The organism is Ruegeria sp. AN11, from assembly GCF_056536005.1.
On record NZ_JBQFJD010000001.1, the window covers coordinates 1,457,211 to 1,473,391 of the forward strand.

The 16,181-nt window shown below is 58.8% G+C and carries 17 protein-coding genes and 1 tRNA gene; 7 read left to right on the forward strand and 11 right to left on the reverse strand.

Going from position 1 to position 16,181, the window contains the following annotated elements; translation table 11 throughout:
* Positions 1–22 precede the first annotated feature (22 nt).
* Positions 23–760 carry a CAF17-like 4Fe-4S cluster assembly/insertion protein YgfZ gene (gene ygfZ / locus ACR3EQ_RS07180; protein ID WP_170816618.1) on the forward strand — a complete coding sequence of 246 codons (738 nt, stop codon included), beginning with the start codon at positions 23–25 and terminating at the stop codon, positions 758–760.
* Positions 761–866: 106 nt separating this feature from the next.
* A complete protein-coding gene (locus ACR3EQ_RS07185) occupies positions 867–1,811 on the forward strand; it encodes an ABC transporter transmembrane domain-containing protein (RefSeq protein WP_170816619.1) in 945 nt (314 codons plus the stop codon).
* A 56-nt stretch (positions 1,812–1,867) separates the two neighbouring features.
* Here the strand turns inward: ACR3EQ_RS07185 and efp are convergent, their stop codons facing one another.
* Positions 1,868–2,431, reverse strand: a complete 564-nt coding sequence (efp, locus tag ACR3EQ_RS07190) for an elongation factor P (RefSeq protein ID WP_170610085.1) — start codon at positions 2,429–2,431, stop codon at positions 1,868–1,870.
* Positions 2,432–2,650: 219 nt separating this feature from the next.
* On the opposite strand from efp, the gene ACR3EQ_RS07195 reads away from it, so the two are divergent.
* On the forward strand, positions 2,651–2,971 hold the full coding sequence (locus ACR3EQ_RS07195; RefSeq protein WP_037310273.1) for a DUF6280 family protein: 321 nt from the start codon (positions 2,651–2,653) through the stop codon (positions 2,969–2,971).
* A 64-nt stretch (positions 2,972–3,035) separates the two neighbouring features.
* Here the strand turns inward: ACR3EQ_RS07195 and ACR3EQ_RS07200 are convergent, their stop codons facing one another.
* Positions 3,036–3,605 carry a cobalamin biosynthesis protein CobQ gene (locus ACR3EQ_RS07200; RefSeq protein WP_170610083.1) on the reverse strand — a complete coding sequence of 190 codons (570 nt, stop codon included), beginning with the start codon at positions 3,603–3,605 and terminating at the stop codon, positions 3,036–3,038.
* A 60-nt stretch (positions 3,606–3,665) separates the two neighbouring features.
* Here ACR3EQ_RS07200 and ACR3EQ_RS07205 point away from each other — a divergent pair, with 60 nt between their 5' ends.
* Positions 3,666–5,123: a cobyric acid synthase gene (locus ACR3EQ_RS07205; protein ID WP_170619116.1), complete on the forward strand. Its 1,458-nt coding sequence runs from the start codon at positions 3,666–3,668 to the stop codon at positions 5,121–5,123.
* Between the two features lie 4 nt (positions 5,124–5,127).
* Here ACR3EQ_RS07205 and ACR3EQ_RS07210 read toward each other — a convergent pair whose 3' ends face one another.
* The 3 genes from ACR3EQ_RS07210 to ACR3EQ_RS07220 form a co-directional block, all read right to left on the reverse strand.
* Complete coding sequence (locus ACR3EQ_RS07210) at positions 5,128–5,892, reverse strand: hypothetical protein (protein ID WP_170610079.1); 765 nt, start codon at positions 5,890–5,892, stop codon at positions 5,128–5,130.
* Positions 5,893–5,966: 74 nt separating this feature from the next.
* Positions 5,967–7,385 (reverse strand): TolC family outer membrane protein, encoded by a 1,419-nt coding sequence (locus ACR3EQ_RS07215; RefSeq protein ID WP_170610077.1) that lies wholly within the window; start codon positions 7,383–7,385, stop codon positions 5,967–5,969.
* A gap of 95 nt (positions 7,386–7,480) precedes the next feature.
* Positions 7,481–8,134, reverse strand: a complete 654-nt coding sequence (locus ACR3EQ_RS07220) for a protein-L-isoaspartate O-methyltransferase family protein (protein WP_170610075.1) — start codon at positions 8,132–8,134, stop codon at positions 7,481–7,483.
* A 225-nt stretch (positions 8,135–8,359) separates the two neighbouring features.
* On the opposite strand from ACR3EQ_RS07220, the gene ACR3EQ_RS07225 reads away from it, so the two are divergent.
* Positions 8,360–8,433: transfer RNA gene (locus ACR3EQ_RS07225), tRNA-Cys, on the forward strand.
* Positions 8,434–8,514: 81 nt separating this feature from the next.
* On the opposite strand, the gene ACR3EQ_RS07230 is transcribed toward ACR3EQ_RS07225, so the two are convergent.
* The 5 genes from ACR3EQ_RS07230 to ACR3EQ_RS07250 all read right to left on the reverse strand — a co-directional run bounded on the left by ACR3EQ_RS07230 (position 8,515) and on the right by ACR3EQ_RS07250 (position 13,953).
* Positions 8,515–9,036, reverse strand: a complete 522-nt coding sequence (locus ACR3EQ_RS07230; protein ID WP_170609989.1) for a DUF2478 domain-containing protein — start codon at positions 9,034–9,036, stop codon at positions 8,515–8,517.
* Between the two features lie 72 nt (positions 9,037–9,108).
* Positions 9,109–9,774, reverse strand: a complete 666-nt coding sequence (locus tag ACR3EQ_RS07235; RefSeq protein WP_170609987.1) for an NnrU family protein — start codon at positions 9,772–9,774, stop codon at positions 9,109–9,111.
* 106 nt (positions 9,775–9,880) lie between these two features.
* The gene (locus ACR3EQ_RS07240) at positions 9,881–11,944 is read right to left on the reverse strand and encodes an ABC transporter permease subunit (protein ID WP_170609985.1); all 2,064 of its coding nucleotides are present in this window, start codon (positions 11,942–11,944) and stop codon (positions 9,881–9,883) included.
* On the reverse strand, positions 11,941–12,993 hold the full coding sequence (locus tag ACR3EQ_RS07245; RefSeq protein ID WP_170609983.1) for a betaine/proline/choline family ABC transporter ATP-binding protein: 1,053 nt from the start codon (positions 12,991–12,993) through the stop codon (positions 11,941–11,943). The genes ACR3EQ_RS07240 and ACR3EQ_RS07245 overlap by 4 nt, the downstream gene beginning before the upstream one ends.
* Positions 12,994–13,002: 9 nt before the next feature.
* A complete protein-coding gene (locus tag ACR3EQ_RS07250; RefSeq protein ID WP_170609981.1) occupies positions 13,003–13,953 on the reverse strand; it encodes an ABC transporter substrate-binding protein in 951 nt (316 codons plus the stop codon).
* A gap of 414 nt (positions 13,954–14,367) precedes the next feature.
* On the opposite strand from ACR3EQ_RS07250, the gene ACR3EQ_RS07255 reads away from it, so the two are divergent.
* A complete protein-coding gene (locus tag ACR3EQ_RS07255; protein ID WP_170610910.1) occupies positions 14,368–15,030 on the forward strand; it encodes a DNA-3-methyladenine glycosylase I in 663 nt (220 codons plus the stop codon).
* A gap of 42 nt (positions 15,031–15,072) precedes the next feature.
* A complete protein-coding gene (locus tag ACR3EQ_RS07260) occupies positions 15,073–15,759 on the forward strand; it encodes a hypothetical protein (protein WP_170609979.1) in 687 nt (228 codons plus the stop codon).
* A gap of 6 nt (positions 15,760–15,765) precedes the next feature.
* Here the strand turns inward: ACR3EQ_RS07260 and ACR3EQ_RS07265 are convergent, their stop codons facing one another.
* Positions 15,766–16,167, reverse strand: a complete 402-nt coding sequence (locus tag ACR3EQ_RS07265; RefSeq protein ID WP_170609977.1) for a c-type cytochrome — start codon at positions 16,165–16,167, stop codon at positions 15,766–15,768.
* Between the last annotated feature and the right edge of the window lie 14 nt (positions 16,168–16,181).

A 16,181-nucleotide genomic window follows, 5' to 3' on the forward strand; every position in this document is an offset into this window, starting at 1 on the left:
AGGAAATGACGAGGACCACCCCATGCCCAATCGCCGCATTTTGCGCCTTTCCGGTAAGGACACTGACAGCTTTTTGCAGGGGCTGGTCACGAATGACGTCAACAAGCTGGCCCATGGCCTCGTCTACGCTGCATTGCTGACGCCGCAGGGCAAATATCTGGCCGATTTCTTTCTGAAACGGGACGGGGATGCCATTTTGCTGGACGTTGCCGAAGAATTGGCGGACGGGGTGGCCAAACGGCTGGGCATGTACAAACTGCGCGCCGATGTGACCATCGAAAACAGTGATTTGAACGTACAACGCGGAACCGGGCCTGCACCCGAAGGCGCCCTGCCCGACCCGCGCCATCCCGAACTGGGCTGGCGTGCCTATACATCGGCGGCGGACGGCGATGATGGCACCGACTGGGACGCGATAAGGGTACGGCGCTGCATTCCGGAAACCGGGGTCGAACTGACACCCGACACCTTTATCCTTGAAGCCGGGTTCGAAGCGCTGAACGGCGTGGATTTCAAGAAAGGCTGCTATGTTGGGCAGGAAGTCACGGCCCGCATGAAGCACAAGACCGAACTGCGCAAGGGTCTGCGCGGGGTGAGCGTTGATGGCATTGCGGCGGTCGGAACCCCGATTACCTCAGGCGGAAAACCTGCCGGGACCCTTTTCACCCAGTCCAATGGCCTAGGGATCGCCTACCTGCGCCTGGACCGCGTCGGGGACGACATGACAGCCGAAGACGCGAAGGTTACATTGGCCCCTTAACATGTTGCCAAAGCGGCACGACTGCGCCCAGGAACTCTGCCCTGCCCTTTGAACATGGCCACCCGCGCTGTCACACTGGTTTGAGTTCAGCAAACCGGATGCTTCAATGTTTCAGCTATACAGAGCGATCTGGCGTGCCAGCGCCGGGCGGCAGATCTTCCTAATCGTTTTGTCCATTGCAATCGCAGGTCTGGCGGCCGTTCCGCTGGAATTTCAGCGCGATATCATCAACCACCTCACCTCGGACGATGTCACGACGGAAAAGCTGATTTATCTGGGCACGGGAATGATGTCCGTCATTCTGCTCAGCCTCGCGCTGAAATGGCTTTTGGGGTTTCGCGCCGGAACACTGGGCGAGGACATGATCCGCATGATCCGCCAGCGATTGCTGGTGCGGGCCTCGGATGTAAAGGCGTCAGGCGAGGCTGTTCGCAAGGGAACCATGACCACCGCCATTTCGGCCGAAGCCGAAGAATTGGGTAAGTTTGCGGGCGGCGCATTTTCAGACCCCGTGGTTCAGATCGGAACTCTGATCAGCGTGATCGGCTATATCTCTTCGACCCAACCGGGTCTGGGCATGATCGCCTTTTCGATGATCGTCCCGCAAATCGTCATCGTGCTGATCTCGCAGCGTAAGGTGAACGTCTTTGTCGCCGAGCGTGTTCATATCCTGCGGGGCGCAACCGACAAGCTGACCATCGAGGAGATCGACGCAGTCTCGAAAGAGGTCGACGCCTTGTTCGATGATATTTATGAGACCCGGCGAAAAATGTTCCTCTGGAAGCTGTCCGCCAAGTTTCTGCTTAGCGTAATCAATGGGGCCGGAACTGTCGGCGTGCTGATGCTGGGCGGCTATCTGGTGCTGAACGGCAAAACGGATGTCGGGACGGTCGTCGCAGCCACGAGCGGGCTTGGCCGAATTCAGGGCCCCACCGCGTTCCTGATCGCGTTCTACCGGCAGGTCAGCGCAAACCGCATCAAATACGAACTCATGCTCGAGCTTTTCGGCCCCCACCCCGAGCGCTATCGGCAGATCGAAAGAAGTAGGTAAGAAAAACCGCGCGGCACGGAACCGCGCGGTTTTTCACTTTTCAAACAAGGGGCGCGTTATGCGCGCTCGGAATATTCCATGGTTTCGGTGTTCACGACGATCATTTCGTCCTGCCCGATGAAGGGCGGCACCATGACCTTGACACCGTTGTCCAGAATGGCCGGCTTGAACGAATTCGCGGCGGTCTGGCCTTTGACGACCGGCTCGGTCTCGACAATTTTGCAGGTCACTTTTTGCGGCAGCGTGGCGTTCAATGCTTCGCTTTCATAAAATTCGACAACAATTGTCATGCCGTCCTGCAGAAACGGGCGGCGCTCGCCCAGCAGATCGGCAGGCAGTTCGATCTGCTCATAGGTTTCGGAATCCATGAACACCAGCATGCCATCGGATTCGTACAGGAACTGCTGATCTTTCTGCTCAAGGCGGACGCGTTCGACCTTGTCCGCCGAGCGGAATCGCTCGTTCAACTTCGAGCCGTTGCGCAGGTTACGCAGTTCGACTTGGGCAAAAGCACCACCTTTACCGGGCTTTACGTGGTCAACTTTGACCGCGGCCCAAAGCCCGTCGTTATGCTCAAGCACATTGCCGGGGCGAATTTCGTTCCCATTTATCTTGGGCATTACATAAATCCTTCACAAACGGTTGATGCGTCAGTTCCCGTCCCTATATCTGGCGTGACCACACCTGACAAGACAACGACACCTAGTGCTGCACTTGCAGCAAGCCATGCACATGACGCAACGCAACTATGCATTTTAAGTGTATCCGAATCGCACCTAATAGGTCATAAGAGCCGCCACGCCGAAAATGCAAGAGCAAGAACAACAAGGATTGACGAGATGAGAGATTTCGTTGACGGCACTGCCTTTAACAACGAGCAAGGCAATCGTGCTCGCAAACTTTTTGCAGCCGTTGTTTTGGCTGCTTTGGACGATGCCATTGCCGATGACAAGAAATACGGCAACGGCCCGGAACAAATCGCCCGCTGGGCCCGTTCGCGCGATGGTCGCGAGGTGCTGTCCTGCGCGGGTATCGACCCCAACGAGCGGGTCGTCAGCGGACTGATGGAGTTCGTTGGCCGTGGCGTGCGCACTTCGGTCGCGCTGTCGCGTGAAGAAAGCGAGCGTCGCAACGCCGCACAGCAAGCTGAAGCCGCCTGATCAACGGCGTCTTCCGGTGAAAAAACGCGCCCCCAACTACGGGCGCGTTTTTCTTTTGAACGCTTCAGAAGAACAAAAGCCACTGGCGCGCGACCCAGATCTCGGCTGCCAGCATTGCCGCAAAGAACAGCTTGGCTGAAACCGACAACCCTCTTTGCCACAACAGCAGGTATGAACCTGCACAGACCGCGACGGACACAGGCGCGACCCATAGGGCGTGATGTGTGCTGTCCCAATAGCTGACCGGGCTATCAAACACCCAGTCCGTCAGGGGCCAGAGGTGCGGGCGACCATCCCCTGCGTGCAGCAGGAAATCCATTGTCACATGCAATAGCGCGGCCAGGGTGGCGACGATCAGTAAGGGCCAGCCGCGCCAGATACCGATCAGCAACATCGCCCCCCACAGAAAGAAGGAATTGTCGATGGCAAAGACCGTTTGCCATGATTTCGAATAGTAGAGCTGGCCGAAAACCACCTGTTCGGGAATGCCCAGAACTAACAGCGACACGCCAGCCATAAGATAGAGCGACAAATCCGGCAGCAGAGACCCCAGCAACGCCGCCGACAAGGTTCGGCCCCGGGCTGGTCGCGCAAATGCGGCCGCACCGATCAAAAGATGCGCGGGCGTGTTCATCCGGGCTTTCCCTTTGGCCTCAAATCAGGTCATCTGCGCCTCAACGTATAGGAGACGCCCATGGTTCGCGCCATCATGATTCAGGGAACCGGCAGCAATGTTGGCAAGTCGGTTCTGGTCGCCGGTCTGGCGCGGGCCTTCACAAAGCGCGGGCTGAAGGTTGCTCCGTTCAAGCCGCAGAACATGTCAAACAATGCGGCCGTGACCGAGAACGGTGGCGAGATCGGGCGCGCTCAAGCGTTGCAGGCCATGGCTGCGAAACGACCGACGCATACGGATATGAACCCGATCCTGCTGAAGCCGGAAACGGATACCGGGGCGCAAATTATCGTGCAGGGCAAACGCGCGGGAACGATGAAGGCTGGCGACTATCGCAAGGATAAATCCAAACTACTGGGCGCCGCGCTGCAAAGCTTTGACCGGTTATGCAGCGACGCCGATCTGGTGCTTATCGAAGGTGCGGGCAGCCCGGCCGAAACCAATCTGAGAAAGGGCGAAATTGCCAACATGGGGTTTGCCTGCGCAACGGGGGTGCCGGTGGTGCTGGTCGGCGACATCCATCGCGGTGGCGTGATCGCGCAGATCGTCGGAACGCAGGCCGTTCTGGAAGATCGCGATCTTGCAATGATCAAAGGGTTCGCCGTCAACCGGTTCAAGGGCGATGTTTCACTGTTCGATGAAGGGCGCGATGACATTGCCGCCCGGACCGGCTGGCCCTGTCTGGGCGTGGTTCCGTGGTTTCACGACGCCTGGAAACTGCCTGCTGAAGACATGATGGACATCCGCTCTCATGGTGGCGGGGCGTGCAAGGTAGTTGTCCCGCAGCTGGAGCGCATGGCGAATTTTGACGATCTGGATCCTTTGTCGGCCGAACCCGGCGTGACGGTCGAGATCGTACCCGCCGGGCGGGCCCTGCCCGGTGATGCCGATCTTGTGTTGCTGCCCGGCAGCAAGTCCACCATCGGCGACCTGGCTTATTTCCGGGCACAGGGTTGGGATGTGGACCTTATGGCGCATGTCCGCCGCGGCGGCCACGTTCTGGGCCTGTGCGGCGGCTATCAGATGCTGGGCAAAACCATTTCTGACCCGGACGGCGTCGATGGACGTCCGGGCAAAGTCGACGGGTTGGGCCTGCTGGACGTCGAAACTGTCATGGCCGGGGACAAGCACGTCAGACTGCGCACTGCAAAGGCACTGACAGGCGGAGAAACCGTCACCGGCTATGAGATACATATGGGACGCACCGACGGAGCCGATTGTGACCATGCCTGGCTGGAGATTGACGGCCGCCCGGAAGGCGCTGCCAGTCGAAATGGCCGTATCCGTGGCAGCTATCTGCACGGCATCTTTTCGTCAGACACTTTCCGCGCCAGTTATCTGGCGCAGTTCGGTGTGGCTTCAGACCTCAGCTACGATGACGGTGTGGAACAGACGCTGGATGATCTGGCGGATCATCTGGAACAGCACATGGATTTGGACCTGTTGCTGTCACTGGCCGCACCGCCGACCCGCCAGTAACAGTTTATTCGAGGTTCTGAGCAGACAATGCGCGGTGGATCTCCCGCCGCACCAGTTTGCGCAGATTTCGCGTGATACGTTCCCCAAGAACACCCTGCAATTCCTGCCGGACCACATCGGCCACCAGTTCCCGCAATGCATCCTCGTCCAATGTGGGAACATCCAAATCGTCTAGATCATCGGCTTCAGGCTCTGCCCGTTCAGAATATGACGCCTGCGAAGATCGTACAAATGTCGCCGAGAAGCTTTCGTCTTCAGTTTCGCCAATCTGGTCGTCAAGTTGCTCGGATCCAGCCACGAACCCGCCTGCCCCATCCCAGCTCAGTGGGTTGACCTGCGTCCCCGAATAAGCGTCATCGCTGTTCCCGTCAGGCTCCCACTGGTCCTCGGTCCGGGCTATGGCGGCCTCAAGCGCCTCGATCTTTGCGCTCAGACTGCCCGCCAGATCGTCCGCGGCCTCTGCTTTGGGCCCGTCTTCCAACACTGATGTATTGGCAGGCTCACGCTCACCGTTTTTGATGATGTCGCTGGCGCTCAGCACCAGAGGTTTTGCGGTGCGTTCTGCTTCGCACCCGGGAACACCTTCCGGCGCTTCCTGCTTTCTTTCAACCCTGACGGGATCATCGACCCGTAGGGAATCGGTCAGAACCAGCCGGCTTGGCTTGCGTTTGGACGCCAGATCGGGAACCTTGCGGCTTTCTTCGCTGACCAGACGTTTGACCGAGGACAGGACGTCCTCGATCCCTGCTTTTACGACATTATCCGTCATTGTTCTCTACCGCTCTATCCTTACGGATAAGTGTAGCCAAACAATTCGAACCTCACAACCGATAGTATTGCCCGTCAGTCACGACGCAACGCTTTGAGGACGCGATCCAGGTCACGGCTTTGCTTGCTGACCTGTGCCGGAGCCTTTTTGACGAGGTTATAGTACAGCGTCGGATCATAAATCTGCACGGCCAGACCAAGGCGTTCTGCGGTCAGAAGGCCCTGGGCCTGCAACAAATCATAGGCTGCGCGGGTTCGCTCTGTGCGCGATCTGACTTCGGCGAGTTGCGCATCCAGTAGATCCTGCTGAGCGTTCAGAACATCCAACGTTGTCCGGGCCCCCAAGGTCGCTTCCTCACGGATACCATCGAAAGCAACCTGCGACGCACGAACCCGTTCGGTTGATGCTCTCAAGCTTGCGCTGGCCGCCTGAAAAGCCGCGTACTGGTTCGTTACGCCTTGCGTAATGTTCTTTTGAACATTCAGCAGATTGGCGCGCGACCCATCGCGTTGCGCCATGGCCCGACGGACGTTAGCTGCCAGTCGGCCACCGGCATAGATCGGCTGCCTGAAAGTTAGCGAGACACTGGCATCGTTGATGTAATCGCTGTTGTCATAGCGTTCTGTAACACCGGCGTCAGCATCTAGGGAAACGTTTGGGCCCAAGTTTGCCCGTTGTTGCTGCACGATGAGATCCAGCGCTCGCACCTGATGCTGCGCCGACAGAATCGCTGGATGGTTACGTTGCGCCAGGCTGATCGCTTCCGCTTCGGAGCGAGGCAGACTGGGCAAACTTGGCTGACCGGCTGTTCGTCCGGGAGCATTACCGACCGCATTTACATATTCAGCTTGCGCGATATCCAGATCGCCACGTGCAACGGCCAGATCGGCCTGTGAGCCAGCCAATTGAGCCTCGGACAGTGCCACGTCAGTCCGGGTGACTTCACCAACCTCGAAGCGATCATTTGATGCGCGAAGTTCCTCTGCCGAAACCTCGACGTTGTTCTGGCGAATGGCCACAGTTTCTTCCTGCAGCAACACATCCAGATAGGCACTTGCCGCCCGGCTCAGAACCCCCTGCTCGATATCAATCAGGCTCTGTCGGGTCGCCAGCACAGTTTCTTGAGCCGATTGTTTCCCTAAGATCGATGCACCGCCATCATACACGAGTTGGTTAAGCGTCAGCCCCGTGAAAAACCGAGAAGGTTCGTTGGTCGTGACCACATTATTGGTCCGTGCACGGGTGTAGTCCTGGCTTACCTGGACGGCCCAGTTGATGATCGGCCGCAGCGCTGACAGCGCAATGGCGACATCTTCGTCCGCCGCACGCAACAACGCCCTGTTCTGCTCAAGCAAACCGCTTGTATTGTACGCGCCGATGAACGCATCGGTCAGATTATCGGCCCAGACCGCGCGGCCGGGTATTGCGCTCAAGGCAATGGCGGTGGTCAAGGCCGCTGCCCTGACCAGTCTACCAGTTGGCGTACCACGCATAACCAAGTCCTCTCAAATCAAAATAACACTGCTCGTTGGGCAGTTTGCGCCTTTGTTTTCAACTAATCAAGGCAGCGAAATAATCTGCTTTCGGACTATAGCGAAAATGCACTTTCGGCCGAAAATGCCTTCAGAACCGGCGCGCTGGCATTGAACGCATGGCGCCAGGTGACACGTCCGCCGGATTTATAACCGATGCGCACCGCCCCCAGTTCACCCTCCATGAACAGGCAGGCAATCCGACCGTGATCCTTGAGTTGCGCCAGCAAGTCCTGCGGAACCTGTTCGACACCACCCTGCACCATGATCACGTCATACGGCCCATGTTCACCAGCCCCCTGTTCCAGAGGGCCGACATGCACGATGGCATTGTCGGCGTCAGCTTCCATCAAAAGCGTCTGCGCTTCGCCGGCCAGGCTTTCCTCTTCCTCGACAGCGACGACCAGTTGCGCCATGCGCGCGGCAACCGCAGTCGAATACCCAAGCGCCGGAGCGATGTCCATCACCACCTCGTTGTTGGAAATGTTGAGCACATCCAGCATCTTGGCCAGCGTCCGCGGTTCGGTCATGTACCGCCCGTCGCCCAGATCGATCAGATCTTCGACATATGCGGCTTCGCGCTGTGCGTGCGGCACAAAATTCTCGCGTTTGACGCTGAGCATCGCATCGATGATAGGGAACTTGGTGACATCGGAAGGCCGGACCTGAGTATCGACCATCGTTTGGCGACGTTTTGCGAAGTCTGTCATTGGATCGCTCACTTGCTCTCTTGATTGTTTGGCTTGTGCCACATCCCTTGCCAGCCAGCAACGGCTCATGCACTGAATCTTGCCGATGATGCCCGGTTTGCACACAATGCGGGACTGCATTTCCAAAGCCTGATGCCAAAATTGCAATCAATCCTCTGGACGCCCCAGACGAAAGCTGTTAAAACGCCTCTCACACCACAGCAAGTAATTGATTTTACTTAAAAAGGCGAGTTGGCGGAGTGGTGACGCAGCGGATTGCAAATCCGTGTACACCGGTTCGATTCCGGTACTCGCCTCCATATCTCCCTGCCAACAACCGATAATTCTGACTGAGCGCGTTGTCACGAAGGTTCAATGCCGTTGCAGCGAGAATGGCTGGCTCAGGCCGCCGTCGCGCGTTGCGCCGTTACCCGATTGAACCAGCTGACGATCTCTTGCAGGTCAGGTGTGATTTCCTCAGCGGCGCCTCCTGTGAACTCCTGAAATTTCTCGTTGTTCAGGCCGTTGACACCGACCAGAACGGGAATATCCCGCGCCAGGGCTTCAGCGATGACAGGGCGGAAGCCGCGGCCGTCCGCCTCGTGTTTGCCGAACTTATTGATAATCAGAAGCTGCGGATTGTCGTCCAAAGAAGCAGTTACATATCCGACGGCCTGCTCCAGCGCGGCCGGGTCAAGACGGCAACCGCGCGACTGGGTGCCCAGAGACTGGGAAATCCGAATGGTCTCACCCTCGGGCAACACCCGGACGTCCATGTCGCATTTGCTGCTGTCCGCGCATTCGGTGTTGGTCTGAACCACACCAGCCAGCCGCGCGTCAGCGTTCAGAAGATGCTCGGCCACAGCGCTCAGCAGGCGGTCGGTTGCGCCGCGATCGGTGGTGGTGACATAGGCCAGGTACATTCAGAGACCCTCTTCGTACAAATACATGACATTCCAGATAGCACGCATGTCTGTGCTCGGCCACACCTCGCGTCAAGGCAGAGGGGAAAGGCCAATCACAGGTGTGTGCAGGTGAAGCAGAACCGCAAATACGGCAAGCGCGACAAGACCGGACCATTTGCCCGGCCATGGGCGCGGTGCGCGTAGCGAGAAGCGCGCGGTATTGCGCGACAGACGCGTCCATTCGATACCCATCGCCCGCGCCTTGCGGCGGTCGATCAGCGCCATACCCATTACAGCGAAACCCGCGAATAGCCCGAAAAGGATGACATGGGACAGGCTGCCATTGGCCAGTAGGTGCGCGCCGGCCCACAACATCAACGCTGCCAAAACCGGATGGCGCGTTGTGCGCAGGATGCCCGGGTTCTCGGGGTCAAAGGCGCGGTGTCCCATCCCTCCGAACGAAAACGGGTTCTGGATCGACAGCCCCACTATGGCCAGCCAGCAGGCTATCGGCATGATCAGCAAAGGTATCCAGCGAAAAAGCGCAAAAGGCGGTATGACTTCAACATACGGCGCCCGCGCGGCCGCGACGACAAGCCAGCCCAGCACCAGCAGGGACAAGGCGGAATAGGTCGCGAAATACCGCCTGCGCCCCATCGTTTCGATCAACCTGCCACGCACGGCGGGACGAGCCGGGACAACGTGAGTCAGAAGGAAGGTGATCAGCGCTGCAAGGAAGAGGGCCCAACCGGTCATGATAAACTCCGAACATATTGCGCCCGGTTTTAGGCTGCGGCGCGGGGGTGGTCCTTGTCCGAAATCAAGTCGGGCGCAGGGGCAGATACGCTGCCCCTGCCCTTGTTCACAAGCCCAGTGCCTTGCGCCGTTCTTCGGCAAAGCCCTGCACCATGCGGTCGGCAATCAGCGCCAGGATGGCCATCGCGGCACCAGCCGAGATACCAAGCCCCACATCGGCCTGCCCCAGCGCCAGATAGATCGACTGGCCCAGACCGGTTGTCCCGATCAGCGCCGCAATCACCAGCATGGCAAATGCATAAAGGATGGTCTGGTTCAACCCCAGCAGGATGGTCGGCGCCGCGTAAGGCGCACGCACGTCACGCATGATCTGCCACTCGGTCGCGCCGCTTGAAATGGCGGCCTCCATCATCTCTTCCGGTGTATTGACCAGTCCGTGCCGCGTGTAACGGATCATCGGGACGATGGCATAGGCGCAGATCGCCAGAAAGGCAGAGAACTCGCCAATCTGAAACACCATCAGCACCGGGATCAGGAACACGAACAGCGGAATCGTCTGCAGCATGTCACAGATCGGGCGGACGATTTTCCACACCGGCTCCCATACCGCGCTGGCCAGACCGATCAGCCCGCCAACTACGGCGCAGGAAAACACCGCAGCACCGCTGAGGTAGAGCGACAGCAGCGCCCTTTCCCACAGGCCCGAGACGAGGATGGTGCAGAGCAGCCCCACCGACAGCGCTGCCAGACGCCAGCCGCCCGCAACCCAGCCAAGGGCGGCGGTTCCGGTCAGGACAAACGGCCAAGGCAGGTTGGCAATTCCGGTTTCCAGCATGCCAATCAGGATCAACACGACCAGTCCACCGGTCAGGTGCCCGCGCCACGCCATCAGCAGGGTGATACCAGCACCGGCGGCGAACAGGCCGTAACTCATCCCGGGTGTCCACTGGAACCCCCAGGTAAACGGCAGAACCGCCTGATCAAGACCGATCCGCAACGGCAACAGAACATAGAACAGCGAGTTGTTCTTGAGCGCATCCAGCCACGGTCCGTTCGCCTGCGTGAACGCCGTCAGACCACTGTCGACCGCTTCGGCCATGGGGTCCAGAAGCGTCAGTTCGGACGGGTTCGGCAGCCATGCCCAAAAGGCGGCCGTGAACAGCACGGTAAAGCCCAGGACAGCCCAAACGACGCGTTGGTCATAACGCTTGCGCTCGGTCGCCAGAGTGCCGCTCATCCGGTCGATCACCACGGCGAAAACCACAATCACCAGACCGGCCAGCAGGGATTCACCGAACTGCGCCTTGCGCATGGTCAGCAGAACCTCCCAGCCGATATCGTTGAATCCGCCGATGACTGCGGCGATGATCACCATCGACAGCGCCGCCATCAGACATTGGTTGACACCAACCATGATCTGCGTCGCGGCGGCGGGGATTTCCACCTGAAACAGTTGCTGAGACCGGGTGCCGCCGGACATAATGGCAGCCTCTTTGATTTCGGGCTCGACCCTTTCGAGGCCCAGCATCACGTTTCGCGCCATCGGCGGCGCGGCGTAGATTGCCGAGGCGATCAGACCAACAACGGGGCCGAAACCAAAGAGCAGCAGCAGCGGCGTCAGATAGGCAAAAGTCGGCACAGTCTGCATCACGTCCAGCACCGCCTGCACAAAGGATTTTACCTTTGGCACCTCATTCGCGAGGATACCGATCGCTCCGCCAACGATCAGCGCGACCGGCACCGAGACAGCGACCAGCGCCAGGGTGTTCATGCTCTCGGCCCAGTAGCCTGAGGCCAGCACGAAGGTGAGGCCGAAGAACCCCAACGCCGCCATCGGCAAGCCGCCGAGATACCAGCCCAATGCCGTGACAAGACCGATGAGGATCGGCCACGGGGTATTGGCAAGCACATAGTTGGCCGCATTCATAGGATAGGTCATCAGATCGGAAAACAACCGCATGGCGGGTTTGATACCGTTCAGGAACCAGTCCAGGAACGCGCCCACCCATTGGGTCGCAGGCAGTTCCCACGCGGTGGGCCATTTCACCAGCCACGGGGCGACGCCTTCCAGTGCAAGACACACGGCACCGACGATCACGGTGATCAGGGCCGCCTGCGCGCCTGCAGTCAGCCGCGCCCGATGCGCAGAAATATCCGTAGCTGCGGTCATGTGTCATCCACCTGAAGCGCGGCAGCCAGATCCGACGGGTGGACACTACCGACGATGTTGCCTGCCTCGTCACGCACAGGCACCGGTTCGTACAGTTCCATGCAATGTGCAAGGGCGGCGTCCAGCGTCATCGCCGTGGTCAGTCCCGGATCATCCGGCCCACACTCACTTTCGCCTCCGCGCATGACCGAGGCGACCTTGGCGTGCTGGCCCTTGGCCACATCTTTCGAGAATTCGCGCACGTAGTCGTCGACCGGGCGCAGCACGATATCCGTGGGCGTTCCGATCTGAACGATCTTGCCGTCGCGCATGATCGCTATCCGGTCGGCCAGCTTCAGCGCCTCTTGAATGTCGTGCGTGATGAAGACGATGGATTTCTTCAGCGTCGCCTGAATGCGCAGGAACTCATCCTGCAACTGGCGGCGGATAAGGGGGTCGAGGGCCGAAAACGGCTCGTCCAGAAACCAGATATCGGGATTCACGGCCAATGACCGTGCGATGCCAACACGCTGGCGCTGACCGCCCGAAAGCTGGCGTGGGAAACTGTCTTCGCGGCCTTCCAATCCGACCAGCGATATTACTTCCTGCGCGCGGGCCAGACGTTCCTTTTTGCCAACGCCCTGAACACGCAACGGGTAGGCCACATTTTCGGCAACAGTCATGTGCGGGAACAGACCAAAATGCTGGAACACCATGCCCAGCTTCTTGCGGCGCAACTCGGTCAGCGTCTTCTTTGATGCGCCAATGACATTTTCGCCGTCCACATGGATTTCTCCGCCCGTTCCGGGCAGCAACTGCGAGATACACCGGATCAACGTGGACTTGCCCGACCCCGAGAGCCCCATGATAACGAAAAGCTCGCCCTCCTGGACTTCGAAATTCGCGTCCTGAACGGCCGGAATTAACCCGTTTTCGCGCAGATCGGCGGCGGCTTTTTCAGAGTCGTTCCCTGACCGAGACAGCGCGTCGGTCAGGGCTTTTTCAGCACCAGGGCCAAAGACCTGCCAGAGATTCCGGCAGGCGATGGCTGGCGTGTTTGCGTCAGTCACTTATGCGGCTCACTTGGTTGCCGCGTCGACGACCGGACGCCATTTGCCTTCGTTCTCGGCCATCCAAGCAGCGACAACTTCTTCGACCGAGCCGCCATCAACGTCGATTGCACCCATCATCGGCTGCTGGTCTTCGACCGCCAGTTGGTAGTTGGTCAGGATCTCGTATGCGGCCGGCCATTTCTCCTCCATGCCGCTCCAACCGGCTTTGAAGATGCGCGAAGGCGAGAAGTCGCAGTCATTCACCGCGTTCGGGTTCGGACCCCAGGCCGGATCGTTGAAGCAAGCCTCTTCTCCCGCAGGCAGGTCAACGAATTGCACGTCATAGGCCGACATCGCCCAGTGCGGCTGCCAAAATGTGATCAGCAGCGGCGACTTGCGTTCAGTCGAAGCGCGCAGTTCCGCGATCAGAGCACCTTCCGAGCCCGCAGGAACCGCTTTGAAAGGCAGCTCAAGACCCGTCATACGATCGGCGCCGGGTGTACCCCAGTCTGCAGGATAGTCGACCAGACGCCCGCCGGGCAGTGTCTCGGCCGTGGCAAAGACCTGCGCGCAGTCTTTCAGCGCTTCCCAAGCAGGCAGGCCGGGGCACAGATCGGCCACATGGGCCGGGTATGCGATACCTTCTTTGGCATCCAGCCCAAGATCGCCGATTTCGACCACGGTGCCTTCGTCGATTTTCTTGGCATATTCGTCCGACACGTTAGACGACCAGATTTCCAGCGTTGCGTCGATGTCGCCATCGGCCAGCGCCTGGAACTGGTTCATCATGCCCGCTGTGACGTATTCAACGTTATATCCTGCGGCCTTCAGCATCTCGCCCGCGACATGCGTTGTAACGTGCTGACCGGTCCATTCGTTGATTGCCAGCTTGATCGGCTCGTCCACGGCGCCCATATCCGCCGCCTGTGCCGATCCCGCGACCGCAAGGGCCAAAAGGCTTACACTCAGTTTTTTCATGATTTTTCTCCCTGTCTTCTTTGTTTTGCCCACCCCGACGCGTTTTTACGCCGGCTGACTTGTCTGGTGACAATACCATGTCGCAACATGCACAAATTTAGCCGGAAAAGGAAAGTGAACACTGACACCAGAGCTAAGCTAATTTCACTTTTTTGGCGCGATTTCCCCCACCCGCTTTGCAACGCAACTGCACCGTCCTGGCTTGTTGCTGAGGTTTGCCAGGGCACCGGACATTGATTGACGAGTCAATCACAAACCCGAATCCCCTGTTTTGTCGAGCATTTCTTTGCAAAACCGTCTAAATTTCTGCATTTCGCAATAGTCGCGATCTATTGAATCCGGCCAACCGGGCGCAACTTGCCCCCTTGCCAGAAAGGAACAAAAAGGAAACACTAGCGCCGGAGGAACCGAATGATGCGCCATTTTGACGAAATCTACAGCATTGCCGCCGGCCGGCATGGCGGCCCTGACAGGCTGGAGGAAAAGCTGAGCAAACCCAAAAGCACCGCTGAGCTGGCCGCCATGCCGGACGACCGCTGGTTGTCGACAATAACAAAAACCATTTTTCAGGCGGGATTCAGCTGGAAAGTCATCGAATCCAAGTGGGATGGGTTCGAAACGGCATTTGACGGATTTGATGTCGGGCGGTGCGCCTTCATGGACGACGAAAAGTTCGACAGCCTGCTGCAGGACACGCGTATCGTGCGCAACGGAACAAAGATCGCCGCCGTTCGGGACAACGCCGCGTTTCTGCTGGGACTGCGTGAAGAAGGCGGAGCGGGTCAGGTTCTGGGCGGCTGGCCTTCGCACGACTACATTGGCCTGCTGGCCATGCTGGCCAAACGCGGGGCGCGCCTTGGAGGGGCTTCGGCTCAATATGCAATGCGGTTTGCCGGGCGTGACAGTTTTATATTGTCACAGGACGTCACCGCGCGGCTGATCGCCGAGGGCATCATTGATAGGCCCGCTACGTCGAAAAAGGCAATGGCCGCAGTACAGCAGGCTTTCAACACATGGATGGAGCAATCCGGCCGATCGTTGACAGAAATCAGCCGTGTTCTGGCGATGAGCCTCTAAAATCACCTTGCAGGCGGAATGCGTCGTACTAGGCTGCAAGGCATGATCACTCGCGTTATGCTAGTCGCCCTGTTTCTGCTTGCGTCCTGCAGCCGCCCGCTGACAGAGACCGAACGCGCGTTCACCGACACCATTCAGGGCAAAAGCCTGAACATTGATCGCGTCAGACTTGTCGATGGCGCGCCCGTGCTGCCCATTACATACTACCGCGAGGCGCGACCGCGTCTGGCCTGCCGGGATCGCATTCTGCCACCAGCCGAAGAGGGGCTTGTCACCAGCACCCCTGCCGCAGTGGCCCTGTTCAACCGGGTCTATTTCTCGCGTGACTGGTATCTTGAGAATTACATGTCCGGATTTCCGGACGAAATGAACCTGATAGCCGCAATGCTGCTGGCGCATGAACTGACCCATGTCTGGCAGTGGCAGAACCGCGAAACCACCGGGTATCATCCATTACGCGCAGCGGCAGAACATGGCGGACGCAAGGATCCCTATTTGTTCGACCTCGAAACTTCGCCTGACTTCCTTTCTTACGGGTTCGAACAACAGGGCGCGATCGTCGAGGAATATGTGTGCTGCCGGGCGCTGGATCCCCAGGCGGCCCGCACGCAGCGTCTGCACGACATGCTGGGTGTGCACTTCGACCTGTCACCGCTGCCCGAGAAGGGGCGCGAGCGCGACGTCGCCCTGCCGTGGCGGGGCGCGGAAATCAACGGCATTTGCAGCTGATCACCATCACTTTTGCAGCGTTTCCAGATAGGCGACCAGATCGACAATTGGCTGGCTCGTCAGAATCGGCTGGCCATCATGCGTTTTGATCGCCGTGTCCTGCCCTTCGAAGAACGGCCCATACACAGGCATCGGGCTGCCGTGCGAGACCAGAGGATCGCGTCCGTCGATCCGTGCCACAACTCTTGCCCGTGGAAACACCCCATTTGCATCCGCCAATTTGGTCAGGTCAGTGGGCTGAATAACCAAGACACCGGCCATCGGACCCTGACCCGTTGCTTCGATCCCGTGACAGGTGGCGCAGTGGCGCAGGTACAAATGGCCACCATTTTCGGCATCCTGTGCTGGCGCTTGTGATGCCAGAAAGACGGCTGTCAGAAATGTGACCCGGGCGGCGGACATTTTCATCGTAATCTCCTGTC

Coding starts and splice junctions, on each gene's coding strand:
- ygfZ (WP_170816618.1), top strand. CDS start 23: ATGCCCAATCGCCGCATTTTGCGCCTTTCCGGTAAGGACACTGACAGC.
- ACR3EQ_RS07265 (WP_170609977.1), bottom strand. CDS start 16,167: ATGAAAATGTCCGCCGCCCGGGTCACATTTCTGACAGCCGTCTTTCTG.
- ACR3EQ_RS07260 (WP_170609979.1), top strand. CDS start 15,073: ATGATCACTCGCGTTATGCTAGTCGCCCTGTTTCTGCTTGCGTCCTGC.
- ACR3EQ_RS07255 (WP_170610910.1), top strand. CDS start 14,368: ATGCGCCATTTTGACGAAATCTACAGCATTGCCGCCGGCCGGCATGGC.
- ACR3EQ_RS07215 (WP_170610077.1), bottom strand. CDS start 7,385: ATGCGTGGTACGCCAACTGGTAGACTGGTCAGGGCAGCGGCCTTGACC.
- ACR3EQ_RS07240 (WP_170609985.1), bottom strand. CDS start 11,944: ATGACCGCAGCTACGGATATTTCTGCGCATCGGGCGCGGCTGACTGCA.
- ACR3EQ_RS07250 (WP_170609981.1), bottom strand. CDS start 13,953: ATGAAAAAACTGAGTGTAAGCCTTTTGGCCCTTGCGGTCGCGGGATCG.
- ACR3EQ_RS07185 (WP_170816619.1), top strand. CDS start 867: ATGTTTCAGCTATACAGAGCGATCTGGCGTGCCAGCGCCGGGCGGCAG.
- ACR3EQ_RS07205 (WP_170619116.1), top strand. CDS start 3,666: ATGGTTCGCGCCATCATGATTCAGGGAACCGGCAGCAATGTTGGCAAG.
- ACR3EQ_RS07220 (WP_170610075.1), bottom strand. CDS start 8,134: ATGACAGACTTCGCAAAACGTCGCCAAACGATGGTCGATACTCAGGTC.
- efp (WP_170610085.1), bottom strand. CDS start 2,431: ATGCCCAAGATAAATGGGAACGAAATTCGCCCCGGCAATGTGCTTGAG.
- ACR3EQ_RS07230 (WP_170609989.1), bottom strand. CDS start 9,036: ATGTACCTGGCCTATGTCACCACCACCGATCGCGGCGCAACCGACCGC.
- ACR3EQ_RS07210 (WP_170610079.1), bottom strand. CDS start 5,892: ATGACGGATAATGTCGTAAAAGCAGGGATCGAGGACGTCCTGTCCTCG.
- ACR3EQ_RS07195 (WP_037310273.1), top strand. CDS start 2,651: ATGAGAGATTTCGTTGACGGCACTGCCTTTAACAACGAGCAAGGCAAT.
- ACR3EQ_RS07200 (WP_170610083.1), bottom strand. CDS start 3,605: ATGAACACGCCCGCGCATCTTTTGATCGGTGCGGCCGCATTTGCGCGA.
- ACR3EQ_RS07235 (WP_170609987.1), bottom strand. CDS start 9,774: ATGACCGGTTGGGCCCTCTTCCTTGCAGCGCTGATCACCTTCCTTCTG.